Origin of the sequence: Neobacillus vireti (assembly GCF_001026695.1) — a bacterium.
GTDB lineage: Bacteria > Bacillota > Bacilli > Bacillales > Cytobacillaceae > Neobacillus > Neobacillus vireti.
The window spans coordinates 516,396-530,832 of sequence record NZ_LDNB01000017.1 but is presented as its reverse complement, the minus strand read 5'-3'; the positions used below and the strand labels follow the sequence as shown (position 1 = coordinate 530,832).

The 14,437-nt window shown below is 35.7% G+C and carries 16 protein-coding genes; 7 read left to right on the top strand and 9 right to left on the bottom strand.

Features of this window, described 5'->3' with window-relative positions; genetic code table 11:
• The first annotated feature begins 177 nt into the window (after positions 1-177).
• From AA980_RS22750 to AA980_RS22735, 4 genes are all read left to right on the top strand, one after another.
• Positions 178-528 carry a VOC family protein gene (locus AA980_RS22750; protein WP_024030859.1) on the top strand — a complete coding sequence of 117 codons (351 nt, stop codon included), beginning with the start codon at positions 178-180 and terminating at the stop codon, positions 526-528.
• Positions 529-1,168: 640 nt separating this feature from the next.
• Positions 1,169-1,330, top strand: a complete 162-nt coding sequence (locus tag AA980_RS27380) for a hypothetical protein (RefSeq protein WP_024030858.1) — start codon at positions 1,169-1,171, stop codon at positions 1,328-1,330.
• A gap of 805 nt (positions 1,331-2,135) precedes the next feature.
• On the top strand, positions 2,136-2,603 hold the full coding sequence (locus AA980_RS22740) for a UPF0158 family protein (RefSeq protein ID WP_024030856.1): 468 nt from the start codon (positions 2,136-2,138) through the stop codon (positions 2,601-2,603).
• A 329-nt stretch (positions 2,604-2,932) separates the two neighbouring features.
• Positions 2,933-4,030 (top strand): L-dopachrome tautomerase-related protein, encoded by a 1,098-nt coding sequence (locus AA980_RS22735; RefSeq protein WP_034725122.1) that lies wholly within the window; start codon positions 2,933-2,935, stop codon positions 4,028-4,030.
• A gap of 153 nt (positions 4,031-4,183) precedes the next feature.
• On the opposite strand, the gene AA980_RS22730 is transcribed toward AA980_RS22735, so the two are convergent.
• From AA980_RS22730 to AA980_RS22705, 6 genes are all read right to left on the bottom strand, one after another.
• Complete coding sequence (locus tag AA980_RS22730) at positions 4,184-4,483, bottom strand: spore coat protein (protein WP_024030854.1); 300 nt, start codon at positions 4,481-4,483, stop codon at positions 4,184-4,186.
• 18 nt (positions 4,484-4,501) lie between these two features.
• The gene (locus AA980_RS22725) at positions 4,502-4,696 is read right to left on the bottom strand and encodes a hypothetical protein (RefSeq protein ID WP_007083743.1); all 195 of its coding nucleotides are present in this window, start codon (positions 4,694-4,696) and stop codon (positions 4,502-4,504) included.
• A 17-nt stretch (positions 4,697-4,713) separates the two neighbouring features.
• Positions 4,714-5,850: a zinc-dependent alcohol dehydrogenase gene (locus AA980_RS22720; protein WP_024030853.1), complete on the bottom strand. Its 1,137-nt coding sequence runs from the start codon at positions 5,848-5,850 to the stop codon at positions 4,714-4,716.
• An 18-nt stretch (positions 5,851-5,868) separates the two neighbouring features.
• Complete coding sequence (locus tag AA980_RS22715) at positions 5,869-6,237, bottom strand: spore coat protein (RefSeq protein ID WP_024030852.1); 369 nt, start codon at positions 6,235-6,237, stop codon at positions 5,869-5,871.
• 16 nt (positions 6,238-6,253) lie between these two features.
• A complete protein-coding gene (locus AA980_RS22710) occupies positions 6,254-6,499 on the bottom strand; it encodes a hypothetical protein (RefSeq protein ID WP_024030851.1) in 246 nt (81 codons plus the stop codon).
• 171 nt (positions 6,500-6,670) lie between these two features.
• Positions 6,671-6,964: an ATP-binding protein gene (locus AA980_RS22705; protein ID WP_024030850.1), complete on the bottom strand. Its 294-nt coding sequence runs from the start codon at positions 6,962-6,964 to the stop codon at positions 6,671-6,673.
• Between the two features lie 187 nt (positions 6,965-7,151).
• Between AA980_RS22705 and AA980_RS22700 the strand changes: the two genes are divergently transcribed.
• The 3 genes from AA980_RS22700 (at position 7,152) to AA980_RS22690 (ending at position 11,156) form a co-directional block, all read left to right on the top strand.
• Positions 7,152-8,270, top strand: a complete 1,119-nt coding sequence (locus tag AA980_RS22700; RefSeq protein WP_024030849.1) for a GerAB/ArcD/ProY family transporter — start codon at positions 7,152-7,154, stop codon at positions 8,268-8,270.
• Between the two features lie 188 nt (positions 8,271-8,458).
• The gene (locus AA980_RS22695) at positions 8,459-9,946 is read left to right on the top strand and encodes a spore germination protein (protein WP_047771999.1); all 1,488 of its coding nucleotides are present in this window, start codon (positions 8,459-8,461) and stop codon (positions 9,944-9,946) included.
• Between the two features lie 43 nt (positions 9,947-9,989).
• Complete coding sequence (locus AA980_RS22690; RefSeq protein ID WP_024030847.1) at positions 9,990-11,156, top strand: Ger(x)C family spore germination protein; 1,167 nt, start codon at positions 9,990-9,992, stop codon at positions 11,154-11,156.
• A 264-nt stretch (positions 11,157-11,420) separates the two neighbouring features.
• On the opposite strand, the gene AA980_RS22685 is transcribed toward AA980_RS22690, so the two are convergent.
• The 3 genes from AA980_RS22685 to AA980_RS22675 all read right to left on the bottom strand — a co-directional run bounded on the left by AA980_RS22685 (position 11,421) and on the right by AA980_RS22675 (position 14,362).
• On the bottom strand, positions 11,421-11,606 hold the full coding sequence (locus AA980_RS22685) for a hypothetical protein (RefSeq protein WP_024030846.1): 186 nt from the start codon (positions 11,604-11,606) through the stop codon (positions 11,421-11,423).
• Positions 11,607-11,719: 113 nt separating this feature from the next.
• Positions 11,720-12,925 carry an alginate O-acetyltransferase AlgX-related protein gene (locus AA980_RS22680; protein WP_024030845.1) on the bottom strand — a complete coding sequence of 402 codons (1,206 nt, stop codon included), beginning with the start codon at positions 12,923-12,925 and terminating at the stop codon, positions 11,720-11,722.
• A 15-nt stretch (positions 12,926-12,940) separates the two neighbouring features.
• Positions 12,941-14,362 (bottom strand): MBOAT family O-acyltransferase, encoded by a 1,422-nt coding sequence (locus AA980_RS22675; RefSeq protein WP_024030844.1) that lies wholly within the window; start codon positions 14,360-14,362, stop codon positions 12,941-12,943.
• Between the last annotated feature and the right edge of the window lie 75 nt (positions 14,363-14,437).

The following is a 14,437-nucleotide window of genomic DNA, read 5'->3' as shown; positions in this document are numbered from 1 at the left end:
TTACAAGGGTTATGAAATCCTGCGAATAAGTGAGCATTCGAGAGATATTCGTATCAAACTGAGGGAGTTCAATAAGAGAATGAGAAGTTTTATGTCGTATTTGAACCATGATTTGCAGGTAAATTAATTAACTGTAAGATTGAACTATATATATCAAAAATTTAGGAGGGTGTAGTAATGAAGGTCAAACGAATTGTTGCCAATGTTGAGACTCAGGATATATCTAAAGCAAAGTACTTTTACGGGGAAGTGCTTGGACTTGATCAACTGATGGATATGGGATTTATTGCAACTTTCGGTTCGCATGAGAAAATGGACACTCAAATTAGCTTTCTTTCTGAGGGTGGTTCAGGGACACCAGTGCCTGATTTGTCAATTGAAGTTGATGATCTCGATGATGCACTAACTCGCATAAAAAAAGCAGAGATTCCAATTGAGTATGGACCAATTGAGGAGCCGTGGGGGGTTCGACGTTTCTATGTAAAAGATCCATTCGGTAAGCTTGTTAATATTCTTAGCCATCTTTAAATAAATTAGATGACAGATGTGTTGAATATCAACTTTAAAAAGGTGTTTTTGTTGAATAGAAACAAATGAGTTAATGCTACACTTTACGACCATAATGTGTAATAAAAGAGAAGGTGCTTCTTCAACTCCCATGAAAATTAAAAAAGGTCAAAACCCAGAAAAAAGCATAACAAAATTAACCCAGTAAAAACGCTTTTTAAAAAAAGGCTGAGCCTTCTGAGTGTTCATTATTGAGTTGACAGATAATCAAGAACCATCCTTCTATAAAAAGTATAGAATTGGCTAACGCAACGACCAGAATAAGGATTAATCTCCCCTGAGTGCTACCCATATAGGGCGGACAGTCGGTGGTACACCGTGGTCGTCGGAGTCAGACTAACGGATGGGCTCAGAGGCACCATAGTTCAACGACCTTCTTCGTCAGCCATTAAACATTATGGACTTGGAATCTCATTTTCATTCTCTGTGGTGAAGCGCTGATTTTTGCGCTTCATGGATGGCTAACGGGTGCGTTGATCCTAGAAGGATTAACGCTTCTTTTTGTTGAATTTATTGAATTAACGAAGCAGGTTAAAACAAGAAGAATTTTTTTCTTTAACTTGAATACATATTGAGATAAGTAAATTCAAGGGGGGATTAGATGAAAAAGAGTTTACAGAAATTTGGTTATGTTTTATTTATTTCAGGTATTTTTTTATTCGGTTTAATGCATCTGTTGATTGCTTTATTCATTCCCAATTTAGCAGGTTGGAGTGACCCACCTGGTAAACTTACAACAGTTCTAAATGAAATAATTGGATGAGTTCCTTATACATTAAGTATTATATTATTTTCAATAGATACTTTGATTCTTATTTATGATTTATGGCAAACAAGGCAAAGTGAAAGAAGTTAATATTTTATAGACAGATGCATTGATTAAATAAGTGAACTCAATCTTCATTATAGTGCTTAACGGGTGCAAGAGTTAAAGACCCAGCTGTCATTTTTGGTGGCTTTTTTGGTTATTGAACTTAAGGAGCAGGTTTGTTGAAGTATCACTGCGATACGAAAAATTGTCAAACGTTCTTAACCAGTAGTACCTAAGTTCAATTATAATAGTGGTAGAGAAGTGATTATTACGCAGGAAGTTACTTTGTGGTTGGCTTTTGATTGGAGGTCTATTAGCATTCATATCCCCGTACTGTTTACCGCTTTATCCATCTTATATATATGATATAGCAGTATCCGATATTAGAAATACCTCATTAGCTGTACGAAAAACGTGAAGGATAGTTGATTTTAGGGGTGAAAAGAGTGAATCCTATGGAAATGCCATTACCTGAATTATACTACAATGTTGCAACAGCCCCTTTGTATATTTTTCAACTAATATTCTGTATTGGCTTCTTAATATTTACCCGGAAAGAAAAAGGGTGCCTCATATTAATTCCAAAACTTTATTCCCTATTTATTATTGTTAATTATTTAGTTGCACTATATTTTCGCATTTTTTATTATTAGATTTATTCATTAAACGGTGCAACATTCCTATAATAAGTTTGTAAACAATTATACTATAAACTATAGGGCTGCTTTAGTAAAAAATATCAAAAGGTGATCTAAAAATGAGTATAAAAGTTAAACTAAAAGATATTATTGAGGAAATGGAAATACAGTTTGAAGAATCACGTTCTTTACTAAATATTAAAACAGGTGAAATAGTGATAGTGACCTCGGAGGACCTGAGAGCTGCTGAGGACGAACAACCATTTGATCATTTACCTGAATGGGAACGTGAAAATAGAATGCTGGCAATTGATGTGGTGGAAAACTTTGAAAATTATATAGATTTACCTACTACATATGATGTGAATGAATATGAGTTAATAGAAAACTTTTGCCTAACAGTGAGTGATCAACGAAAGCAGGATTCTTTATCTAAGGCAATTAAGGGAAAGGGTGCCTTTAGAAGATTTAAGGACAAAATTATAGATTATGGATTAGAAGACCAATGGTATTCATACCGAGACAAGTGTTATAAACAAATTGCGATTGAATGGTGCCGGGAAAATAAAATAAACTTTATTGAATAGAGTAAACAGGAGGTGATTACTAAAATATTTGGTAATCACCTTTTATTATTGAACTAAAGGGCAGGTTAGCTTAAGTGTATTTCTTCACAAAGTTAAAAAATCGAATTTTCCCAATTTTTAATTATAACAGCTTGCGTTGTTTCTGGAATATTGAACTTCGCTACCTGTTTAAATTAAAATGATTCCTTTCTTCTGACAGACTTATTAAATTTCGAAAACAATCAATACCTTCATCTTTTCGTATAGAAAAACTTATTAAGGAACATGCACTAGAAAAAATATAAATCATATATAGGTGATATCCCGTTTGAATGCTTGAGGAGGATATTATGAAACCTATGTTACCTAGTGAAAAATTTTTCGGTAATTTAGAACTAGTTTATGCATTTTATGGCGCTATGCCTACAGGTGTTACTGTTTCAGAAACCGGTCGTATTTTCATATGCTTTCCGAAATGGGGTGACGATGTTAAATTTACGGTGGCGGAAATTGTTGAGGATAAATTGCAGCCTTATCCTAATTTACAAACCAATTTGGTTAATCCCGAGAATATCACAATGACTTTCATCAGTGTCCAAAGTGTAGTTGCTGATGGAAGGGGAACGCTTTGGATATTAGATACAGCGGCACCCAATTTTTCTGAACCTATTAAAGGGGGGGCAAAATTAGTCGCTGTTGATTTAGAAACCGATACAATAAGAAAAGTATATACCTTTACAGAAGATGTTGTCCTGCCTACAACTTACTTGAATGATGTCCGTTTTGATTTTCGTGTTGGAAAAGTAGGTTATGCCTATTTAACCGATTCTTCTTCAAGCGGACCAGGAGCTATTATCGTTGTAGATTTATCAAATGGAAACGCGTTTAGACGGTTAAATGGGGCCAATTCAACTTCACCCGATTCCTATTTTTTACCGAAAGTAGAAGGTCAAATTTTAATGAATCGAAACAAAGACGGTTCAACTTCTCCATTTAGATTGGCATCTGATAGTCTTGCGATTTCTCCCGAGGGAAAGATATTATTTTTTGCTCCACTAACCAGTCGTCATTTGTTCTCGATCTCAACAGAAGCCCTGAGAGACAGAACGATACCGGACATGGATTTACCTTATCATGTAGAGTATTGGGGAGAAAAAGGTGCGTCTGATGGAATGATCACCGATGCAAAGGGAACTGTTTATGCTGGAGATTATGAGAACAACAGTATCCGTAAGATATTGCCCAATGGCATAATGGAAACTATCGCACATGATCCGAGAATTTTGTGGCCGGATACTTTTTCAATTGGTCCAGATCAATATTTGTATGTCATTGTGAACCAATTACATCGACAGCCTAGATTTCATTATGGAAAAGACTTACGACAGAAACCTTATAGTTTACTTCGTATCAAAATTGATGAATTTCCTGCTCCGACCTTTTCATAATAAAAATAGTTAATTAATTGTTTTCATTATATAGTGTAAAACAAACACGAGTAAGCAAGGGGTATTAACTTTATTTACTTCTGCCAAATAAACTCAAAATGGTTTAATCGGAACAGTTTATTTGGTGAGTCTTAAACTGTTCCTAGAAATTTTTTATAATGTCGGTAAGTTCAATGCTGTATTGATATTATCTAAATCCAAACTGATCTGTTCGTTTGTATCCCAAGCATGATTCCATCCTTTTTCTACCATATACACGGATATTTGTTCATGCATATCAAGAGCTTCCACTAAATGGCGAGTGAGCATTTCTTTAATTTCCGGTGTTCCTGACTCCGTAACTGCCATGGCATAATTTCTAATTCCACTTTTAGCTGAAATGAGTAGATCCATTGCAACGACTTGATCCGATAGTCCGTCCATACCCGTTAAAGTTTCAATGATTGGATTCATGTTCATTCATCTCCTAATTTACTGCTTAGCGTTGGAAAGGATAGAAGCATATTCTTGTAATTGCCTCGTAGATACATCAATGTCTTGCTGCATAATATCTTTTAATAGCTGATCTGTAACTAACGCTTTCATCGTTTTGGATTTAGTTAAACAAGTGGTCTTAAATGCAGCCATCTCATGGACCTCAAGAACTTCATGTAAGGCGTAGTTCATTTTTTATACCTCCTTCCTCAAGGTTTCAACACGACTTTTATACAATCATCCATTTTTGTGTCAAAAATCTCATAGCCACGCTTTGCTTCACTAAGTGGAAGTACATGACTTACGACATCTCCTGGATCAATTCTTCCGGTCGTAACTAATTCAAACATATATGGCATATAGTGGATGACAGGTGCTTGACCGGAGCGGATATTGATATTTCGCTGCATAATATCTCCAAGAGGGAAACCATTATATCTGCCGCCGTAAACGCCAGTAACTTGAATTATCCCGCCTTTACGCACTGCTTGTGAAGCCATGATAAACGCACTTAATGCTCCGCCTTGAAGCTTCATTCCGCTTGCAAGGAACTCCATATCAGTCATTTTACCGTCCATACCAACTGCATCAATGACAACATCAGCGCCGCCTTTGGTGATTTCCTTCAGGTAACTTCCTACATTCTCATGGTCCTCAAAGTTAACAATTTCTACTTTGTTGGTGCGCTTTGCGTGCTGCAGGCGATAATTGACATAATCAACGGCAATGACTCGCTTTGCCCCTTTTAACCAACAGAATTTTTGAGCAAAAAGACCAACCGGACCACAGCCAAGAACAATAACTGTATCTCCATCACTTACACCTGCATTGTCAACACTCCAAAAACCAGTAGTCATCGCATCGGCAATAACTGCTAACTTTTCATCTGGTTCTTCACAAGTCTCTGGAATTTTGAAATGAGTAAAGTTGGCAAATGGCACTCTTAAATATTCAGCTTGCCCACCTGGATAGCCACCCGTCGTACCAGAATATCCGAAATAGGCACCCATATCACCATTATCATTTGAATTATCACATTGGCTTTCCAAATGGTTTTTACAGTAATGGCATTCACCGCATGCTATATTAAAGGGGATAATTACTCGATCTCCCTTTTTTAGTTTAGTCACACCTGGACCAACTTCTTCGACGATTCCCATTGGTTCATGGCCAATAACATAGTTTTCTTGCAGGTTAGGAATCATGCCATGAATTAAATGTAAATCAGACCCACATATAGCTGAACTCGTTACTTTAATAATCATGTCATCTGGTTTTTCAATCTTTGGATCTGGAACTTCTTTGACTACAACATTTTTAATACCTTGGTACGTTACTGCCTTCATTGGTTACAGCCTCCAGTGTTAGTGATCATCAGGTGTCCGATCAAACATACCTTTTCTATTGGTCTCAACAGGGAATAGATTCATTTTGCCAATCATCAATGTATTGTTGGCAGAGAGTTGATCTAGTTTATACTGTTCACTTAGTTCGTATGGATGGAACCATTTTTTATTAATCATAAGTTCTGTAATTTCTTGGTGCATGGCAATCCCTTGCTTTAAATGTTTTCGTAAGAGCTTTCTAACATCAGGTGATGCTGACTCCGTTAATGCGGCCGCAATATTGCGAACACCTTCTTTGGCACGAAGAAGTAAATCCATCGCAAATGTGGTATCTGCTAGCTCTGGTACGTGTAGCGAGTTTATAGGGTCTAAATAGTCATTGTTCAATGAATTTGCCTTCCTTTCAATTTATTATTGGTGTTGGCCGGTTTTGAGGAACAGGCGCTTCAAAAGGTGCACGTTGATAAATTGCCTGTAATTCTCCAAGTGCTTGCATGGATTGTTCAACATCTTTTTGCATTAATGCTCTCAAATCATGATCAAATACCAGTCCTTGCATTAGTTTTGATTTCGCTAAGCAAAGGGTTTTAAAATTAATAACTTCATGTAGATCCAATGACTCATGATCGGCTAATTTTTGAATATCCATTTTGGTTCCCTCCTTTTTGACTAACTACAAATACAAAGGTATTATTCCAAATTTACAATGAATCATTCTTTAATAGTTTTTTTAAGAGGTAGGAAAAACGCTGATTAAAAGGGCATAGGATTAACCCATACAACTTAGGAAAAGAAAATGAAAACTTCAAGCTGTATCTATTTAAGAGTGTCTATTATTGGGGTCCTGCCGACAAAACGGGAATATTAGACTTGGCATTAAACTAAAATCATAACTATCGAGTGTTTTCTGGACAGAAAAAGCAGCTTGTTTAAGCCTTCTTTGTCTTTGATTTTCTTCTCTAGACTCTGATTCTGCTTCTAGTAATGCTAATAGGAATTCCTCATAGCTTAAGTTACGATCCTCAGCCTCTTTTGCGAGAGAACGATATTGTGCAGAAATAGTCGGAGTCTGTAGTTGTGTAGATAAGTGATCTGAAAGTAGTTCAGTTGTCACCTCCGCGTGCCTCCTGTCAAATTGTTTAATGGTACAATGTGTGAGATCCTGATTTTTGTCATTGTCAGGTGATTTTTTACAGCAATTGCTGCGCCTTGTTATTTTCATCTAATTAGTTTTTTACAGCCTGCATTTTTTATTTTTTTAAAGAGATACTATATAAAAATAAATAAAAGAGGTAAGAGGTATGCACGATAAAGGGAGGATTACAGCCTATCAAATGGCACTGATGATATATCCAACGATTTATGCCACAGCTGTTCTAATGGTTCCAGCAATTACAGGTCAATATGTGGGACGCGATAGTTGGGCAGCTCCCATTTTAGGTTCCTTAAATGGATTTTTTACTGCTTATGTCCTTTATAAATTACATAAGATGTATCCAAATGAATCACTTATTCAATATAGTAAACATATTATTGGGCACTTTCTAAGTAAAATACTTGGATTATTCTACCTGTTCTTTTTCTTGTATATGTGTGGGTTCATTTTAAAGGAGTATTATTTTTTCGTTGGAATTTCCCTTTTACCAAAAACTCCAATGATTGCAATTATAGGAAGCACTGTTATTATGGCATCTCTCGCTATAACTGGAGGAGTAGAGGTGCTTGGGAGAGCTTCCCAACTATTCATTCCTATTTTCATTCTCCCTATACCGATATTTACAATCATGCTTCTTAAAGACTTGGATCCAAAGAATGTTCTACCAATCTTGGAACATGGGTTGTTACCTTTGCTTCAAGGTTCCGCTGCCCCGCAGGCTTGGTTTAGTGAGGTATTCCTTATATCTATGTTTCTCCCCTTTTTAAAAGATCCTGAAAAAGGATTGAAATGGAGTTTTATCTCAGTATTTGCGGTTATGCTTAGTCTTGTTAGTTTAAATTTACTGACTACTTTCCTATTTGGAGAGATGACTGCTAGTTACACTTTTCCTGTTTTCAAGGCTGTACGGTTTATCAGTCTTTCTGATTTTTTTGAACATTTAGAAGCGGGAATTATCACTATTTGGATTTTAGGTGCGTATATCAAAATTACAGTCTTCTATTATGCATTAGTTTTGGGTACCGCACAATGGTTGAACCTTTCAGACTTCAAGCCAATCGTTTTACCATTCGGTATATTAATATCTCTATTTGCTATTTGGGAATTCGCTAATTTACAGGAACAGTTTGAATTTTCAAAGTCCATCTTCCCGTTTTATGTTCCATTTATGTTAACTGTTCTACCAACAATATTATTGATTATTGCTAAGATACGGACAAGAAATACTATAAAGAAAAAGCCACCACGTATATCAAATTATTAGAAAAGGTTGATTTTCAAATATTTTATCTCAGACCCTTCCTTTTCTGTTTTGATCTTTTTGATCGAAAATCAACTAGTCAAATAAAAAATGATGTTTTAGTAAATAGGAAATTCGCTAACAGAAAGGACTTGTTCAACTTGTTTCGAATTTTAAAAAAACGTCCTCAAAAACAACATCCTATTGAAGGAATGAGTAACCGAAATCTTCCCCTGTCATCAGAGTTGGATAAAAATCTTCAGATTCTAAAATCCATTTATAAGGGTTGCATCGATGTAATCTATCATCCTTTTTTAATTGCCGGAAAAACAAAAGCACTCCTTGTATATATTGATGGCTTATCTGATACAGAACAAATAGATTCTAGCGTCCTTGCTCCTTTAATGTCTAAAACAATTGATAAATCGATTAATCTTCAAGAGACATGTGAAAATATACAATTATCAAATATACGAGTAGTCAAGACATATGATGATTGTATAAAGAACATTTCTAATGGAAACCCTATCCTTTTAATGGAACATGAGGAACAAGGAGCGGCTTTAGGACTAGCCAAATGGGATAAGAGGTCCATTATAGAACCTGAATCCGAAAGCGTAATCCGGGGACCAAGAGAAGGATTTGTGGAAACATTGGGAGTCAATATTTCCATGCTTCGGCGAAAAATCAGAAGCCCTAACCTAAAAATGATTAAAATGAATATCGGGAGTTATTCTGATACAAGTATAATCATTGCTTATATAGAGGGAATTGCTAATCAGTCATTAATAGATGAGGTTCAAAACAGACTACAGAAAGTCGAAGTCGACAGTGTTTTGGAAAGTGGATATATCGAGGAATTGATAGAGGATAATGTTTTTTCACCGTTTCCGCAGTTACTTGATACGGAACGACCAGATGTCGCCTCAGCTAACCTATTGGAAGGACGTGTCGTCATATTAGTAGATGGTACTCCTTTCGTTCTAATTGCTCCTGTAAGCTTTTTTTCTTTTTTTCAGGCACCTGATGACTATTACCAACGTTATTTGATTAGTTCTGTTATAAGAATAATGCGTCTTTTCTTTATGTTAATTTCTGTATTCTTGCCTTCGCTTTATGTCGCAGTTTCCAGCTTCCATCAGGAGATGGTACCTACAACCTTGCTATTAAGTATGGCATCGTTACGGGAAAGTGTCCCATTTACTGCCTTGATAGAGGCATTAATAATGGAGATTGTTTTCGAAGCGCTTCGTGAAGCAGGGCTCCGTCTACCTAAACAAATCGGAGCTGCAGTAAGCATTGTAGGGGCATTAGTTATCGGGCAAGCTGCTGTTCAAGCAGGGCTTGTTTCTCCTCTCATGGTAATTGTTGTGGCGATTACAGGCATTGCTTCTTTTATGGTTCCTCGCTACTCAGAAGGAATTGCTTTAAGATTGATTCGCTTTCCCATCATGATGCTTGCTGGAACGATGGGGCTACATGGATTAGTGTTTGGTTTTATTGCGATAGTCATCCATTTATGTAAATTACGCTCTTTCGGTGTTCCATATCTTTCACCAATAGCCCCAACAATAGGACGAGAAATGAAGGATGCTTTTATACGTTCTCCTTGGTGGATGTTAAATACACGACCACATTTAACTGGAAGAATTAATAAGTACAGGCAGGCTCCCAATCAGCAACCAAAACCAAAAAAATAGATGAAACTTACTGAAATTTAAAGGAAAGGAATTGAAAGAATGAATGATACTTTGTCGAATAATTAAAGCTATTCTTTCCTTCTTTCTTGTTCTTTCACAGTGTGTTTTGCTAACTGGTTGCTGGGATAATAAGGAACTAAATCAATTAGCCATCATAGTAGGAGCAGCCATCGATAAAGAAAAAAATAATAAAATTAAATTAACTGTTCAAGTCTTCCTTCCTCAATCACAAAGTGGTGGGCAACAAAGTAGTTCTAGTAAGGCCCAAGTAGAGATCAAATCAGCTGTTGGAACAAACCTGGCTGATGCTGCATCCAATCTTCAACGGGAATATTCACGCAGACTTTTTTGGGGACATTGTAAAACATATATCTTTGGCCGATCCCTCTCTGAAAAAGGGAACCTCGGAAGACAAATTGACTTCATAGACCGTCACCCAGAGCCTCGCGAGGAATCTCGTTTATATGTCAGTGATGGAAAGGCATCTGACATTTTACAGCTATCACCTTCATTAGAAAAATATGTTGGAGATGTGCTTCGAAAGATGTCGGAAATGCATGTTGGTGCAAATATTACATTGAAAGATTTTGAACTGATGGTTACAAGTGAAGGAGGAGGTGCACTATTACCGCTTATTAAAATCAAGCATCAAAATAATGATGATAGGAAAATGAATGTCTCTCCCATCATTGGTGGCACAGCTATTTTTATGAGAGATAAAATGATTGGGAGAATTAATGAAGTTGAATCAAAAGGATTATTATGGGTAAGAAACCAAAATGAATTACCTGAAATAACAGGGTATCCCAAAAAAGGGCAAACCATTTCACTATATCTGAAAAGAACAAAGACAAATCTGATTCCAAAAATTGAAAAAGGAAAATGGAGTGTCACTATATATATATCAAAGGAAGGGATGATTGTTCAAAATGGAAGCAAAATAAATATTATGAGTAAGAAAAATACAAAAAGAGTAGAAAATTATATAGAAAAAGACGTTTCTATTTCCATAGAGAAAGCCCTTAAGCAGGTAAAAGATGGAATGAAGGTGGATCCCTTTGGATTTGCTACTGCTTTTCATCGTAAATACCCAAAAGAATGGGAAAAAGTAAAAGATCACTGGGAAGTTGTTCTTCCAGATATCTATGTAGAAACGAAAGTTAAGGTACATGTACTCGAGCCTGGGTTGTCGACCACTACTTTGGAGTGAAATGAAAAAGGAGCAAAAAATGAAGATATTTGAGCTTATAGGAATATCCATATTAGTTTTTCTGATCCATTTACTTGAATGGCGGAAGTTATATCCTAATCAAAAAAAAAGAAAAAAGAATACTTGTGACCTTAACAGCAATAAGCTTGCTAGTTGCTATCTTACTTCTTTACTTTCCAGAAATTCCGGGTCCAACTCAAATTATTAGTTCCCTCTTTTTCCCGCTAGGGAGGATGCTTAAATAAAATATCAATCACTTGAATTTCAATCTATCCAATCAGCCAAGTTATTGATGGAAGGACTAGATATTATTAAAAATATGAATGATTCCGGTAAACGGAAGGGTTCCAGAAGGAGCTCCTCTTGGTTCCCTGTATCTGCATTCGCCACTTGAAATGTTGGAAGAACGGAAAAGGATACCACCGATAATGCAATCAATAATTTTTTCATATAATCACCTCTTTCCAGGGTCCCCCCCATAATCGACTATCTTGTTTTTGTCAAGTTTATTGTGTCAGTTCTTTAAAAAAAATAAAAAAAGATGCGGCAGAAGCCGCATCTTTTTATTGTGGTAATTTATCAAATTCATACATTGAACCCATAATATTTCCATCATTATAGAAAATGATAACCATATCGAACTTGTTATTTTTGATGTAATCACTCGCCGTGATTTCCCTGTTGAACCTCATATCAAATACTGAAGTTTTATAAAAATGGTGAGCAAGAGGGAATACCGCTGCATTCGAATAGGAATCTTTTAAGATTAAAACATTTAACTTGTTTTGGCTTTTCTTATTAATGATATTGAATTCTCCTAAATCCCATGTAAATGCACTTCCATATTTGAAAGTTCCTGTTTTATTCACCAATTCTTCTGCGTAAATGTTTGAATATGGCACTTTGTTCTCAGCAGAAACCGCACCTCTGTATACATCATAGTCTTTAAATGAATAGGTCTTTGGAATATACTGACAAACTGTATCCGCATATAAACTGACTTGATTAAATACCATTCTGTTAAAACTACCTGAGAATGGATAACCATTGTAACATTTGTGTTCATAGTCAGACTTCTTAACATCACTTGATACTGCTTCATAATCTTTGTGTATTCTTTTGGTTATGAGCTTATATGCTAAAAAGCCGCCTTTTTCATTCCAGTGGTGATCCGTTTTGTAATAATAACTTTTGACCGTTTCGTAACCATCTTTCTCGTATTCAGGTCTAAAGTCTTCGTAATTGACTACCGTTCGGTCCAAATGTGAAAGCAAGTATTGTTTATTCTTTTCCCCTACACCTTCAGGTAAATATTTTGGTAAATCTCTTTGAGTCATATTAGTCTTCGATGGTACAGGGAAGTAATATAGCTTTGTTCCTGATTCACTTAGTGTTTTACCTAGTTCATTTAATGCTTCGGCTGATTTTTTCAAATCATCTTCCGGCGTATAAATGGCAGGTTGATTGTATATCCATCCGTTTTTCCCAATGTAATAACCGTTTACAAATGTTTTCGGTGATAAAATTTGTAATTTTGTGTACAATCCGACCCACTTGTCTCGTAATAAAAATTGGTCTGAAAAATATGTTTCGTATTGTTTGAAAAATTCTCCGGAACGAATGAGGCTTAAATCCTTCACAGGTTCTTGAGACAACGTGCGATTTTCGAAAACAGATGATGGACGGTCTGTTTGAAGTTTTGAAACGATTCCAAACCCAAAGATGACAACTAAAAAACTAATAACTAGAGCATAATGACTAATTTTCATATGTTCAAACCCCTTTTAAAAACGGAAATATATAAATGGATTGTATGTTGAATTCACTAAATACATTGTAACTACCAACAGCAATCCAATATAAGTTATATTTCCGATAACTTCTTTACTAATTAACACCATTGGTTTTGTTTGGAAAGACTTTTCTAGTTTTTCTTTGAGATATGGGTAAATAGGAAAGACAAACAAAACAGCAATCAAGAGCATGATTGTATTGTCATGAAGAAGCAAAATGGTTTGATTGTTATAAATCTGACCTCCAAAACCAAACATTGTTTTTATGAACCCATACGAATAGGAGAAGTTATCTGCTCGGAAAAATACCCATCCAACCATAACGATGACAATAACATAAATATGTCTAATAGGTGTCCACAATTTTTGGAGAATGTTTTGCATAAACAACCTTTCCATGCTAATGATAACGCCGTAGTAAAAACCCCAAGCCATAAAAGTCCAACTAGCCCCATGCCAAAATCCTGTGATAGTCCATACGATTAAAATGTTTCGGTATATTTTCCACTCGGAAACGCGATTCCCTCCAAGCGGGATATAAACATAATCTCTAAACCAGCTTGATAAAGAAATGTGCCAACGTCTCCAAAATTCAGATATACTGTTTGCAATATATGGATAGTTGAAGTTGATTGGAAATTCAAATCCGAACATTTTAGCTAAACCAAGTGCCATATCACTGTAACCTGAAAAGTCGAAATAGAGCTGAAGTGTATAAGCCATAATCCCAATCCAAGCCGTTGATTGGCTTAAATCAGCAGGACCTGTAGCAAATACCGTATCCGCTATTTCTCCAAGAGGATTGGCTATCAATACTTTTTTCGATAATCCAATTATCAATTGCTTAATTCCAACTGCAAATAACGTTATATTGTGAATGCGATTTTTTAATTGATCTGCAATTGTGTTATAGCGGATAATAGGACCTGCTACGAGTTGTGGGAAAAACGTTATGTAAAGTGCTAAATCCCATAAATTTTTTTGTGCTTCGTTTCCCTTTCTATACACATCAATGATATAGCTCATTGCGTGAAATGTGAAAAACGAAATACCGATAGGGAGTGGAATAGGGTTGTTGTTTATATGAAGATTAAACAACTGATTGATATTTTCAATTGCGAAATTACCATATTTGTAGAAGCCCAATAATGACAAATTTGCCAGTATTGAAATCCACAGTGCGGTTTTATGCGCAAAACTTTTTCCGCGGGAACGTTGAACCACTAACCCAAAACAGTAGTTCATTACAATTGAAAATATCATAAGGAAGACATATTTTGGTTCCCCCCATGCATAGAACACTAAACTCACAAGCAACAAAACGGTGTTTTTTAACTTATCTTGTGCAAAATAATAAATCAGCAGCACAATAGGTAAAAAAACGTAAAGAAAAACAAGATTGCTAAATACCACTAAGCTTCCCCCTTGTGCATATATACTATATTGAACAACAATAATTATTATACAATTTTTATTTATGCTTAAGAA

Bases quoted from the DNA above. Each gene is read 5' to 3' on its own strand.
- AA980_RS22750 (WP_024030859.1), top strand. From the start codon at position 178: ATGAAGGTCAAACGAATTGTTGCCAATGTTGAGACTCAGGATATATCT.
- AA980_RS27380 (WP_024030858.1), top strand. From the start codon at position 1,169: ATGAAAAAGAGTTTACAGAAATTTGGTTATGTTTTATTTATTTCAGGT.
- AA980_RS22740 (WP_024030856.1), top strand. From the start codon at position 2,136: ATGAGTATAAAAGTTAAACTAAAAGATATTATTGAGGAAATGGAAATA.
- AA980_RS22735 (WP_034725122.1), top strand. From the start codon at position 2,933: ATGAAACCTATGTTACCTAGTGAAAAATTTTTCGGTAATTTAGAACTA.
- AA980_RS22730 (WP_024030854.1), bottom strand. From the start codon at position 4,483: ATGAATCCAATCATTGAAACTTTAACGGGTATGGACGGACTATCGGAT.
- AA980_RS22725 (WP_007083743.1), bottom strand. From the start codon at position 4,696: ATGAACTACGCCTTACATGAAGTTCTTGAGGTCCATGAGATGGCTGCA.
- AA980_RS22720 (WP_024030853.1), bottom strand. From the start codon at position 5,850: ATGAAGGCAGTAACGTACCAAGGTATTAAAAATGTTGTAGTCAAAGAA.
- AA980_RS22710 (WP_024030851.1), bottom strand. From the start codon at position 6,499: ATGGATATTCAAAAATTAGCCGATCATGAGTCATTGGATCTACATGAA.
- AA980_RS22700 (WP_024030849.1), top strand. From the start codon at position 7,152: ATGCACGATAAAGGGAGGATTACAGCCTATCAAATGGCACTGATGATA.
- AA980_RS22695 (WP_047771999.1), top strand. From the start codon at position 8,459: ATGAGTAACCGAAATCTTCCCCTGTCATCAGAGTTGGATAAAAATCTT.
- AA980_RS22690 (WP_024030847.1), top strand. From the start codon at position 9,990: ATGATACTTTGTCGAATAATTAAAGCTATTCTTTCCTTCTTTCTTGTT.
- AA980_RS22685 (WP_024030846.1), bottom strand. From the start codon at position 11,606: ATGAAAAAATTATTGATTGCATTATCGGTGGTATCCTTTTCCGTTCTT.
- AA980_RS22680 (WP_024030845.1), bottom strand. From the start codon at position 12,925: ATGAAAATTAGTCATTATGCTCTAGTTATTAGTTTTTTAGTTGTCATC.